10 protein-coding genes are annotated in these 10,811 nt (G+C 66.7%); all 10 read left to right on the forward strand.

All coding sequences use genetic code 11. From position 1 onward, the window contains the following. Positions 1-11 precede the first annotated feature (11 nt). The 10 genes from P5F91_RS19790 to P5F91_RS19835 all read left to right on the forward strand — a co-directional run bounded on the left by P5F91_RS19790 (position 12) and on the right by P5F91_RS19835 (position 10,241). Positions 12-836, forward strand: coding sequence for a type VI secretion system accessory protein TagJ (locus P5F91_RS19790; protein ID WP_145613994.1), 825 nt, complete (start codon positions 12-14; stop codon positions 834-836). Between the two features lie 3 nt (positions 837-839). Next, the gene (tssE, locus tag P5F91_RS19795) at positions 840-1,331 is read left to right on the forward strand and encodes a type VI secretion system baseplate subunit TssE (protein ID WP_004273669.1); all 492 of its coding nucleotides are present in this window, start codon (positions 840-842) and stop codon (positions 1,329-1,331) included. Beyond that, a complete protein-coding gene (tssF, locus tag P5F91_RS19800; protein ID WP_145613995.1) occupies positions 1,324-3,159 on the forward strand; it encodes a type VI secretion system baseplate subunit TssF in 1,836 nt (611 codons plus the stop codon). Before tssE ends, tssF begins: the two co-directional genes overlap by 8 nt. After that, on the forward strand, positions 3,156-4,226 hold the full coding sequence (gene tssG, locus P5F91_RS19805; RefSeq protein ID WP_145613996.1) for a type VI secretion system baseplate subunit TssG: 1,071 nt from the start codon (positions 3,156-3,158) through the stop codon (positions 4,224-4,226). Before tssF ends, tssG begins: the two co-directional genes overlap by 4 nt. Before the next feature lie 218 nt (positions 4,227-4,444). Further along, positions 4,445-7,084, forward strand: a complete 2,640-nt coding sequence (tssH, locus tag P5F91_RS19810) for a type VI secretion system ATPase TssH (protein WP_277908035.1) — start codon at positions 4,445-4,447, stop codon at positions 7,082-7,084. Between the two features lie 145 nt (positions 7,085-7,229). Further along, entirely contained in the window at positions 7,230-7,706 is a 477-nt protein-coding gene (locus P5F91_RS19815; protein WP_040848882.1) for an Hcp family type VI secretion system effector, read from the forward strand. Between the two features lie 143 nt (positions 7,707-7,849). Then, positions 7,850-8,341, forward strand: a complete 492-nt coding sequence (locus P5F91_RS19820; RefSeq protein ID WP_145613998.1) for a hypothetical protein — start codon at positions 7,850-7,852, stop codon at positions 8,339-8,341. Positions 8,342-8,381: 40 nt separating this feature from the next. Further along, on the forward strand, positions 8,382-9,332 hold the full coding sequence (locus P5F91_RS19825) for a hypothetical protein (RefSeq protein ID WP_277908036.1): 951 nt from the start codon (positions 8,382-8,384) through the stop codon (positions 9,330-9,332). Further along, complete coding sequence (locus P5F91_RS19830) at positions 9,329-9,766, forward strand: hypothetical protein (protein ID WP_145614000.1); 438 nt, start codon at positions 9,329-9,331, stop codon at positions 9,764-9,766. Before P5F91_RS19825 ends, P5F91_RS19830 begins: the two co-directional genes overlap by 4 nt. 10 nt (positions 9,767-9,776) lie before the next feature. Beyond that, a complete protein-coding gene (locus P5F91_RS19835) occupies positions 9,777-10,241 on the forward strand; it encodes a hypothetical protein (protein WP_277908037.1) in 465 nt (154 codons plus the stop codon). Positions 10,242-10,811: the final 570 nt, after the last annotated feature.

Consider the following 10,811-nt stretch of genomic DNA (forward strand, 5'->3'; position numbering starts at 1 on the left):
GAGAGGACCCCATGAGCCAAACCGCCATCACCGACGCCCTGGAGGCCGGCGACCTGTTCGGCGCCTTGTCCGCCGCCACCGCGCATGTGCAGAAGGCGCCCACCGACACCGGTACCCGCTATCTGCTGGCGGAGATCCTGTGCGTGGCGGGACAGCTGGAGCGGGCGGACAATCAGCTGTCCGTCGTGCTGAACCAGGACCCCGGCTCCATGGTGCCGGTCTCGCTGCTGCGTCAGCTGATCCGGGCGGAGACGGCGCGCCAGGATTGGTACCGCGAGGGTCGTCCGCCGGAATTCCTGACCGACATCACCGCCGCCGCCCGCCTGCATCTGGAGGCGGGCGTGAAGGCCCGTGCCGGGGACGCGCAGGGGGCCGCCGCCACGCTGGCGGAGGCGGAGACGCTGCGCCGAGCCCCCACCGGCCAGCACAAGGGTGCCGCCTTCACCGACTTCCGCGACCTGGACGACACCTGCGGCGGCCTGCTGGAGATGCTGAGCGCCGATGGCAAGTATTTCTGGGTGGACGCTGACGAGGTTCTGGGCCTGGATTTTGCGCCGCCCAAGCGCCTGTCCGACCTGATCTGGCGGCCCGTGCGCCTGACCCTGCGCGACGGCACGGCCGGCAGCCTGTACATGCCTATGATTTACGCCAGCGCGGGGGCCGATGGCCTGGCCGACCAGCACCGGCTGGGCCGCCTGACGGATTGGGTGGATCGGCACGGCGCCATCCTGGGGCGGGGCCAGCGCTGCTTCCTGCTGGGCGACGACGCCGTGGGTGCGGCCGACCTCACCACCCTGCGCTTCGATGAAACCCAGGCCGATGTGGAGGCGGCGTAAGCCATGCCGGCGCAACAGCCCGCCACCATCGTGCCCTCCGTCCTCGACCGGCTGATCCAGCCGGTGGAAGGGCCGGCCGTGCGCAGCCTGGGCTGGAACGCGGCGTTGTCGCAGCTCAAGAACTCCATCCGCCGGGATCTGGAGGCCATGCTGAACACGCGGCGGCGGCCGGGCAAGCTGGGCAATGATGTCGGCGAGCTGCACCGCTCCCCCCTGCAGTATGGCATCCCCGACTTCACGGCCATGAGTATGGCGGCGCCGGAGCGCCAGGCCGCCTTCGGTCGCGCGCTGGAGGTGGCCATCCGCGAGTTCGAGCCGCGCCTGTCGTCGGTTGCGGTCACCCTGCTGAACGGCGGCCGCAACCTGGACCGCACCTTGCGTTTCCGGGTGGAAGCGGTGATCCGCCTGGACCCGTCGCCGGAGCCCATCGTCTTCGAATCCGTGCTGGATCCCGTCAGCCAGACCTTCCTGATCAAGGGCGACCCCCATGCCTGACACCTTCCTGTCCTTCTACAACCAGGAACTGGCGGCCATCCGGCGGGCGGCGACCCGCTTCGCGGGTGAGCATCCCAAGGTGGCGGGCAACCTGCGCATCAGCCCGACCACGGTGGACGATCCCCACGTCGCCCGGCTGATCGAATCCTTCGCCTATCTGACGGCGCGGGTGCGCCAGAAGCTGGATGACGATTTCCCGGAACTGACCGACGCGCTCCTGGGCGTGCTCTATCCCCACTACGTGACGCCGCTGCCCTCCATGGCCATCGTGCAGATGAAGGCGGCGCCGGAACTGACGGGCAGCTTCACCGTGCCGCGCGGCGCCCAGGTGGAGACGGAGGCGGTGCGGGGCGAGGCCTGCCGCTTTCAGACCACCATGCCGGCCGAGATCTGGCCGGTGGAGGTTACGGCGGCCAGCCTGGCGGCCCTGCCGGCGGCGGCCCCCCTGGTGGCGTCCACCCGCCAGGCCAAGTCGGTGCTGCGGCTGAAGATCAGCTCCACCGCGCAAGGGCAGGGCCTGACCGACCTGGGCGTGGATCGCCTGCGCCTGTTCCTCTCCGGCCCGCCGGAGGTGGCGTTCACCCTGCACGAGCTGCTGCTGAACAACGTCGTGGGCATGGCGGTGGTGGAGGATGTGAACGACCCCAACCCCGTGGAACTGGGCCCCGACCATTTGACGCCGGTGGGCTTCGAGCCCGAGGACGGCATGGTGCCCTATGGCGCCCAGTCCTTCCTGGGCTACCGCCTGCTGAGCGAGCTGTTCACCTTTCCGGAAAAGTTCCTGTTCGTCGATTTGCACGGCCTCAGCGCGCGCTCCCTGCGCGGGGTGGGCCAGCATATGGAGGTCTACCTCTACCTCGACCGCGTGTGGACCGAGGGGGAACGGCTGGTGCGCCCCCAGGTGTTCGCCCTGGGCTGCGCCCCGGTGGTCAACCTGTTCCGGCAGTCAGCCGAGCCCATCATCCTGGGCCATGACGCCACTGAGTATCTGGTGCAGGCCGACGCCCGCCGGCCGGAGGCGCGCGAGATCTATGCCATCGAGCGGGTGCGGGCCTCTTCCCCCCGGGGGGAGAAGGCGGAGTTCCTGCCCCTCTACGGCAACCATCACGGCGCCGATCCATCGCGCCACCAGCATTTCTGGCACGCCATGCGCCGCCCCCGGGGCGGACGCGATGCCAGCAGCGAAATGTACCTGTCGCTGGTCGATCTGGGCCTCAACCCCAACGCCCCGCCCGACTGGACGGTCAGCGTGGAGACGCTGTGTTTCAATCGCGACCTGCCGGCGCAGCTGCCCTTCGGTGGCGGCCATCCGCGCATGCACCTGACCGAGGGCGGGCCCATCGCCGGCGTCACCTGCCTGACGCCGCCCACGGCGGTGGTGCGGCCGCAAACGGGCGACGGCGCCCGCTGGCGCCTGATCTCCCACCTCAACCTCAACCACCTGTCGCTGATCGACGGCCAAGGGGGCAGGGACGGCCAGGGCGGGGCGGCGGCGTTGCGGGAGCTGCTGAAGCTTTACGACCTGAAGGACACGCCGGAGACGCGGGCCATCATCGACAGCGTCACCGGCATCGGCTATCGCCGCGCCACGGCCCGGGCGCCGCACGCCGACTTCGCCGCCCTGTGCCGGGGCGTGGACATCGACTTGGTGATGGACCCGGAGCGGGCGGGCGCCATGGGCATCTACCTGCCCTCGGCAGTGCTGGAACGCTTCTTCGCCCTCTACACCTCCATCAACTCCTTCACCCGGCTGACGGTGCGGGCCAAGGGCCGGAAAGAGGCGCTGGTCCGCTGGGGTGCCCGGATCGGCGCCAAGGTGACGGCATGAACGCCATCGTGCCCCTGCCGACGCTCAGCGGTTCGCCCGCCCTGCTGGACATGCTGCGGCATGAGCCCTTCCGCTTCGACCTGTTCCGCGCCATCCAGCTGCTGGAACGGCAGTTCGGAGCCTTGGCCGAAGAGGATGAGCTGCCCATCCGGTTCGCCGCGCACCAATCGTTGTGCTTCCCGGCGCATGAGATCCAGCGCCTGCACCTGCCTCACCTGACGGAAGGCGGGGAAGAGGGCGAGGCGGCGGCGCCCGCCCGGCTGGATCTGAACGTCATGACCCTGACGGGGCCCGTCTCGGCCCTGCCGCAGGCTTATACCGAGACGGCCATCCGCAGCCTGCGCGATCGCACGCCTGGCTTCGCCGCCTTCCTCGATTTGTTCAACGACCGCATCGCCACTCTGCTGTTCCGCGCCTGGCGGCGCTATCGCCTGCCCGCCTTGTATGAGCATCGCGGGCTGGAAGGCGGGGACGCCGCCACGGCCGCCCTGTTCGGCATCGCCGGCTTTGGCACTGGTCACCTGCGCGGCCGCCTGTCGGTGCGGGATGAGGTGGCGGTCTACTATGCCGGCCTGTTCAGCCAGCAGCCGCGCGCCGCCATCTCGCTGGAGCGCATGCTGGCCGACGCCTGCGGCCTGCCCGTCAAGGTGCAGCAGTTCGCCGGCCGCTGGATCGCCATTCCGGCGGAGGAGCAGACGTGCCTGCGCCTTGGGGGAAAGGCGCCCGCATACAACCGCCTGGGGGTGGATGCCGTGGCCGGTGCCCGCATGTGGGACGTGCAGGGCCAATTCCGCATCATCCTGGGCCCCCTGACGCGGCGCCAGTTCATGGACCATCTGCCGGGTCGGCCGGGGCTGAGGCGCTTGGTGGAGCTGGCGCGTCTTTATGCCGGGCCCGAACTCGGCTTCGACGTGCAACTGGTGCTGCACCGGGAGGAAGTGCCCCCCTGCCAGCTGGACGGGCGGGACGGCACGGGCCCGCGCCTAGGCTACGACAGCTGGCTGGCGTCGCTGCCCATGCTGCACGACCCGGACGACGCCATCATTAGTATCAATGATACCGATTAGTATCACCTGGAGCATATATCGGAAGTAATGCCGTTCTATTAATGTAATGTTACATGAATGGCATAATAACAGATGGAAAATTTGATACTATAACTATTGGGTAAGTTCCAATTGCCGTTCGAGTTTTATTTTTGCAGTCATGCCATCGGCGGACCTGGGTCGGACGATGGGGGTAGGGGAATACGTCAACCAAAAGCGCGGGTCTTGAAATGGATTCGATGGATCTAAGGACGCTGGTCGATGGGCTGGATGCCGCGGCCCGGCGGGCGCTTGAAGCCGCCGCGGGCGGTGCCATGGCCAAAACCCACTATGAGATTGAGATCGAGCACTGGCTGCACGCCTTGCTCGACCGGCCGGACACCGGCCTGCGCCAGGCGCTGCCCAAGGTGGGCCTGGGCCCTGAGGCGCTGGAGCGCGCGCTTGACCGTGGGTTGGCCCGCTGCCGCACCGGCAGCAGCCGCGCCCCGGCCTTCTCGCCGCGCGTCGTCTCGCTGATGCGTGAGGCCTGGTTCCTGGCCACCTTGCGCTTCAAGGCCGGGGCGGTGTCGCCCCTGCACCTGCTGGCGGCCCTGGTGGCCGACGATAAGGGCGCCTTGGCCTTTGGCGATCTGGCCGCTGCGCTGGAAGCCATCGACCCGCAGGCGCTGGACGCCCTGATCGAGACCGAGGTTCCCGAGGGTGCCGCCGCCGATGGCCAGGCCCCGCGCAAGCCCGGCGGGCGCACGCCCAACCTGGATGCTTACACCATCGACCTGACGGCGGAGGCGGCCCAGGGCCGCATCGACCCCATCACCGGCCGCGATGCCGAGGTGCGGCAGGTGATCGATATCCTGACCCGCCGCCGCCAGAACAACCCCATCCTGGTGGGCGAGGCCGGCGTGGGCAAGACCGCCGTGGTGGAAAGCCTGGCCCTGCGCATCGCCGCAGGCGAGGTGCCGGCGGCCCTGCGCGAGGTCAGCATCCGCACCCTGGATCTGGGCCTGCTGCAGGCCGGCGCCGGCGTGAAGGGCGAGTTCGAGAACCGCCTGAAGGGCGTGATCGACGAGGTCAAGGGCTCGATCAAGCCCATCATCCTGTTCGTGGACGAGGCGCACACCCTGATCGGTGCCGGCGGCCAGGCGGGGCAGGGTGACGCCGCCAACCTGCTGAAGCCCGATCTGGCCCGTGGCGCGCTGCGCATGGTGGCCGCCACCACCTGGGCGGAATACAAGCGCTATATCGAGCGCGACGCCGCCCTGGTCCGGCGCTTCCAGCCGGTGAAAGTGGACGAGCCGGACGAGGCGACCGCCATCGCCATGATGCGCGGCCTGGTCCCGACGCTGGAGCAGCACCACGGCGTGCGCATCCTGGATGCGGCGGTGCGGGCGGCCGTGCACCTGTCCCACCGCTACATCACCGGGCGCCAGCTTCCCGACAAGTGCGTCAGCGTGTTGGACACAGCCGCCGCCATGGTGGCCATGAGCCAGGCCGGCCGGCCCGAGGCGCTGGACGCCGTGGCCCGGGAGACGGAAGGGCTGGAGGCGGAAAAGGCGTCCCTGCTGCGGGAGGTGGCGCTGGGTGCCGACCATGGCGACGCCATCGCCGCCCTGGACGAACGGCTGGCCGACGCCCAGGTGCGCCAGGCCGACCTGCACCGGCGCTGGACGGAGGAACGCCGCCTGATCGACGAAATCGTCGGCGTCCGGGGCTCGCTGGAAACGGCGCAGGGCGATACCGACGTGGCCGCCCTGCGCGGACGCCACGCCCGTCTGCACCAGGACCTGACGGACTATCAGGGCGAGCAGCCCCTGATGCACCACGACGTCACCGCGCAGGCTGTGGCCGAGGTGGTGGCGCGCTGGACCGGCATCCCGGTGGGCCGCATGCTGTCCAGCGAGATTGAGACGGTGTTGGGCCTGGAAGGGCGCCTGGGCCAGCGGGTGGTGGGTCAGGACGACGCCCTGCACCTGATCGCCGACGTACTGCATACCGCCCGGGCCGGTATCGCCGACCCACGCAAGCCGCCCGCTATCTTCCTGCTGGCGGGCCCCAGCGGCGTGGGCAAGACCGAGACCGCCCTGGCGCTGGCCGACATGATGTACGGCGGGGAACAGAGCCTGACCGTCATCAACATGTCGGAGTTCAAGGAGGAGCATAAGGTCTCCCTCCTCATGGGGTCGCCCCCCGGCTACGTCGGCTATGGCGAGGGCGGTATCCTGACCGAGGCGGTGCGCCGTCGGCCCTACGGCGTGCTGTTGCTGGATGAGATGGAAAAGGCGCACCCCGGCGTGCAGGACATCTTCTACCAGGTGTTCGACAAGGGCGTGCTGCGCGACGGCGAAGGCCGCGACATCGACTTCCGCAACACCACCATCCTGATGGCGTCCAACGCCGGGTCCGATCTGCTGACGGCCCTGGCCGCCGACCGCGAGACCCTGCCGGATCTGGCCGGCCTGACGGCTGCCCTGCATCCGGAACTGCTGAAGCACTACAAGGCGGCCTTCCTGGGCCGGGTCACGGTGGTGCCCTACCTGCCGCTGACGGCGGAGCGCCTGCGCGACATCGTCGGCCTGCAGCTGGGCCGCCTGCGCCAGCGGGTGGAGCAGACCTATGGCGCCGCCCTGTCCGTGTCGCCGGCGGTGATCGAACGGCTGGTGGCCCGGTGCGGCGAAAGCGACGTCGGGGCCCGCGCCATCGACCATGTGCTGTCGCGCAGCCTGATGCCGGCGCTGTCCAAGCGCCTTCTGGAAACCCTGGCCGCCCGGCGCACCGTCGCCGCCGCGACCGTGGATTGGGATGACGAGGCCGGGGATTTCCGGATCGACATCCAAACGGTGCCACTGGCCGAAAGGCCGATGGTGGAGTCCGCGGCGGAATAAGCCGCCAAGGCACCGCCCGGACCCAAGCCGCTTGGGGTCACCCGGCGCACCGTACCTACCGCACCGGCCGCTGGCCGCCCGCCAGTCCGGTGCATCGACGCAAACCCGCGTTCAACCAAAGTCCATGAAGTGAGGAGAACTACGAATGCCCATTTACCTGCAGATCGACGGCATCTCCGGCGACGCCACCCAGCAGAACCACCAGCAGTGGACCGACATCAAGACCCTGCAGTGGGGCGTGACCCGGTCCATGAACACCCTGGCCGGCGCCACCGCCAACCGCGAAGGTTCCGAGCCGTCGGTGCGTGAAGTCGTGCTGACCAAGACCAGCGACAGCTCCTCCGTGAAGCTGTTCTCCCAGGCCTGCAGCGGCCGTTCGGGTGTGACCGCCAAGATCCACATCGTCACCAGCGGCAACCCCGGCGACACCTACATCGAGTTCACCCTGACCAACACCCTGATCTCGTCCTACAACATCTCTGCCTCCAGCGACCGTCCGGAAGAGCAGATCGTGCTGAACTTCACCAAGGTGGAGATGAAGTACACCCCGTACGACAGCCAGCACAACCCGCAGTCCCCGATCATCGCCTCCTACGACCTGGCCACCACCAAGTCGGCTTGATCGATCGCTTGAGCGGCCGCGCGGGCGGGCAGCCGCCCGCGTGGCTTCAAGCCTCTGATAGTTGCCTGGGATCGCTCGCACCGTAACACGGATGATGAAGCCGCAATTCCGGCTCTCGCCCAGAGTCGTGGACGGAGAATGAGATGATGTCTGCCCTGGGTGTTCATCGTCGGGGGCGGGATCGAGGGCAAGCGACGCTAAGCACCTGGCGTTTTTACTTTCTCGATATCTTGTTTGTAGTCTGCATCTGGTTGATCTGGGCGTCCTATCCGGATCTTTTGGTATTTGACGGTGGTGCCGACCACGTCCTCTTTAGCAGATATGTGTTTTGTTTCTTTGCTGGGCCGTTTTTGTATGGCATCCGAATTGCGATGTATGTCGCGATCTTTAGAAAATATAAGAAGCCGATGACTATGGAAATTCGGATCATCCAGATTTCCATCGGCGCTTTTATAACGATCATGGTTCTTGGGATATTTGCCGGAGATCTATGGGCTTCGGCTCACGGATATAAGAAGTGCTTCAAGGTGGCCGATCGTTCCAACGATTACTTATATGTATTGCAGGGAACAGAATGCTCGCCGGAGCCTAGTCTCGGCGAATACCTACACCCGGAAGACAGTAAGCGGCAGTAGAGGCTGCTTTCGGCAGAAATAGAAGAGTGGGAGAAACGCTATGGCAGTCGTTCTGAACAGTGACTGGGGGCCGTTCCGCAATGAGACCGAGGCCACGGCCTGCCTGTGCGCCTATGTCGACAAGGTGTGCGGTCCCGGGGTCGGCATTTCCTGGGCCACCAACGGCTATGTCTACCCACTGCGCGGCCCTACGCGCGATGCCGGCGGTTTTGGTGACATCTTCGTTTTCCAGTGGAGCCACATTCCCGCTCCGCCACCCAAGCATCAGCCGCCGCCCGATTTCTGGCATCGGGTGAAGGCCTTCATAGAGAGGTGCATGGAGGCCCAGGGCCAGGCCGCCATCGCACAGAGCGAGGCCGACCTGGCCATGAGTCAGGCCGTGGGACGCGTCTTCAACCGCATGTTCACCTCGCACGGCGATGACGCCTTGGGCGTGGCGCTGGACGTGTTGTGCGTCGCGGCCTCCATCGCGCTCATCCCAACCGGGCTGGGCGTGTTGGGTGTGGCCGGCCTGGTGGGCGGCGCCTTCCTGCTGGTGGCCGACGGCACCGCCTATGGCATGGAACTGGCCGGCAACGACGAGGGGGCCGAGGCCTTCAAGCAGCACACCGAGAAATACCGCATCATCGCGACGGTCATGACCCTGCCTGACATCGTCGTCGGTGGCCCCAAGGCCATCAAGGAACTGGCGGAGGCGCGGGAACTGCTGCAGGCGGACTTGACGACCGCCCGTTCGGCGGAGACGCTGGCCGCGCGCACCGCCAATGCCTCCCGCGCGGAGCGGTATGCGCAGATTGCGGAGCGTGCTCATTTGCGGTCCCAACTTCGCGCCAAGCAGATCCATGCCGGCATGACGCTGGAGGTCGCCCCCCGCGCTGCTGGTGTCGGCTCCGGCTTCCTTATGATCCGGGAAGAGATTCTGGGCGATGAATCGGCCCTGCATGAAATAGCCCGCCGTCTTCAGGTTCACAGCGTCGCGGTGCACAAATGATGACAGACACCCACTCCGCCCCGGCCTGGCGGCGCCCCTCTCCCGGATATCTCTTCCACCTGGCGCTCGCGGTGGTTGGCATCACTTTCCTGGCCATCGGCCTGGACGGTTCGATCAAGCTGCGGGCGCAGCTTGATCCGGTGGAAGCGCTGGATGGGGCGGGGCTGGTGGGTTTCCTGTTCAGCTGGGCGCTGGTCTTCGGCTTTCGCCTGATCTTCTGGGGCCGCGTGCCCAGCCAGACCCAGGGCCTGGTTCGCCTGTTGCTCAGCACCATCTTCGCGGTCGAGGTCGTAGCTACAGTCGTCGCCTTGGGCTTGCTATTCACCCAGCCCGGCGGTGTTGGGGGCAGCGTCCTGGTGACCGTCTTCACCCTGGCCGCCGCCCTCTGCCAGATTTCCACCATCATCTGGCTACTGCGCTACCGCAAGGAGTGAGGAGGGCGGGATGGGCGTGTCGACGATATCCAGCGCCGCGCCACGTCCCACATGGCGCCGGCCATCCACCGGCTACTATCTCACATTGGGCTTGGCGCTGCCCGGCATCGTCTTCGCGGCCACCAGCATTGCCGCGTCCTTGCAGATCCGGGCGCATGCTGATCCTTTCGACATTCTCAATCCCGTGGGTCTGCCTGCGTTACTGTTCGTCTGGTTCTTGCTCTACGCCTTCCGTTTGATTTTTTGGGGGAAAGTGCCCCTACAAATGCAGAACCTGGTGCGCACGCTCTTGACGCTGGTGTTATGCGTCGAGGCCTTGGCGGGTTTGGTGGCCTTCCTCTTGGTATGGAGCCTGCCGACAGAGGCCTTGGTGCGCGGGCAATCAGATCTCATCGTCGTGGGCTGGTTCACCACTCTTGCCGTTCTCAGCCAGATCGGCACGGTTACCTGGCTGCTGCGCTACCGCAAGGAATAGCGCGTCACAGCGGGTCATTCTCGCGGACCAAGGACAGTGCAGGGTCACGCGGTTCACGCCGTCTTCGTTACGGAAGCGGGCGTCGCTGAAGCAGCGGCGCACCAGGGAGAAGCTGCGGCCAGACAGGGCCACGGCGTGGGCATGCGGCCCGCCCCGTCTTACCCTTTTGGGTAGGGTGGGCCCGGGTAGCGACCGATCACCAATGGGTTTCGCTTATGTAAAAGGGAATGGGCACTTCCGCCGTCCCGCGACCCGCGCAGCGGTCTTTTCGGAACGTGTGCGGGAGCGGAAGCCCATCGCCTGGGTGCTTGCGTGGCGCTGGAAACCAAGGCGTGGCGCCACTTTGAGAACAGGCCTGCAGGCCACGCATGGCAAGAGGACGCCCCCTCTCGCCCCACATCCTCCCTTATGTCCATGCAAGGCCGCCCCTTGCTGAACCGCATTGCGCTAAGCGTGTGCGATGGCATCTTGAATAAATTATTCCTCATATTGTTAAAGAACTTATTGGAGAATGCTGCCGTAAACTGCTGCACATATACCGGAAAACTGTGCATATCATGAAAATATCAC

It is taken from the genome of Nitrospirillum amazonense (genome assembly GCF_029594735.1).
GTDB classification, from domain to species: domain Bacteria; phylum Pseudomonadota; class Alphaproteobacteria; order Azospirillales; family Azospirillaceae; genus Nitrospirillum; species Nitrospirillum amazonense.

What these genes read in the sequence shown, in the direction of transcription:
- P5F91_RS19790 (WP_145613994.1), top strand. Translation starts at nt 12, where the DNA reads ATGAGCCAAACCGCCATCACCGACGCCCTGGAGGCCGGCGACCTGTTC.
- tssE (WP_004273669.1), top strand. Translation starts at nt 840, where the DNA reads ATGCCGGCGCAACAGCCCGCCACCATCGTGCCCTCCGTCCTCGACCGG.
- tssF (WP_145613995.1), top strand. Translation starts at nt 1,324, where the DNA reads ATGCCTGACACCTTCCTGTCCTTCTACAACCAGGAACTGGCGGCCATC.
- tssG (WP_145613996.1), top strand. Translation starts at nt 3,156, where the DNA reads ATGAACGCCATCGTGCCCCTGCCGACGCTCAGCGGTTCGCCCGCCCTG.
- tssH (WP_277908035.1), top strand. Translation starts at nt 4,445, where the DNA reads ATGGATCTAAGGACGCTGGTCGATGGGCTGGATGCCGCGGCCCGGCGG.
- P5F91_RS19815 (WP_040848882.1), top strand. Translation starts at nt 7,230, where the DNA reads ATGCCCATTTACCTGCAGATCGACGGCATCTCCGGCGACGCCACCCAG.
- P5F91_RS19820 (WP_145613998.1), top strand. Translation starts at nt 7,850, where the DNA reads ATGATGTCTGCCCTGGGTGTTCATCGTCGGGGGCGGGATCGAGGGCAA.
- P5F91_RS19825 (WP_277908036.1), top strand. Translation starts at nt 8,382, where the DNA reads ATGGCAGTCGTTCTGAACAGTGACTGGGGGCCGTTCCGCAATGAGACC.
- P5F91_RS19830 (WP_145614000.1), top strand. Translation starts at nt 9,329, where the DNA reads ATGATGACAGACACCCACTCCGCCCCGGCCTGGCGGCGCCCCTCTCCC.
- P5F91_RS19835 (WP_277908037.1), top strand. Translation starts at nt 9,777, where the DNA reads ATGGGCGTGTCGACGATATCCAGCGCCGCGCCACGTCCCACATGGCGC.